Source organism: Stutzerimonas stutzeri, from assembly GCF_000935215.1.
GTDB lineage: Bacteria > Pseudomonadota > Gammaproteobacteria > Pseudomonadales > Pseudomonadaceae > Stutzerimonas.
Map to the genome: position 1 here is coordinate 1 of NZ_JXXD01000294.1, position 522 is coordinate 522.

1 protein-coding gene is annotated in these 522 nt (G+C 64.6%); it reads right to left on the bottom strand.

Annotated elements, in window-relative coordinates; all coding sequences use genetic code 11:
* Positions 1-102: 102 nt before the first annotated feature.
* Positions 103-522: EAL domain-containing protein (locus LO50_RS22075; protein WP_044316375.1), on the bottom strand; the 420-nt coding region annotated here is incomplete at its 5' end.

Genomic DNA, 522 nt, shown 5'->3' on the forward strand with positions numbered 1-522 from the left:
CATCGCTGCCGCCCGCGTTATAAAGTCGACTGCCCACGCACCACAAAGGTTCATCGAAACCGCCCGAAGGCACCCTCCTGGCTCATCCCCCGGCAACGCCGGCTATGCCTGTCGGCTCATGGCGAGCCCGTGATGCAATGGCATCGGCCGACCGATCAGGTAGCCCTGCGCCTTGTTCACTTCAAGCCGCCGCAGCATGGCCAGTTCCTCCTGGGTCTCAACCCCTTCGGCGACGACCTTGCAGCCGGTTTCCTCGGCGAAGCGGATCAACGCGGCGGCCAGCGCGCGGCAGCCGGTGTCGCTGTCGACATTGCGGATCAGGCTGCTGTCGAGCTTGATCACATCCGGCTTGAGTTTGAGGATATGGCGGAAACTCGCGTAACCGGCGCCGGCATCGTCAACCGCCAGCCGTAGCCCCTTGCTGCGCAGTGGTTCGAGTGCCTCGGCCAGCTGCGAGTAGTCCTGTACCGATGCGTGTTCGGTCACCTCGAGCATCAGCCGCGCCAGCGGTTGATCGGCGAG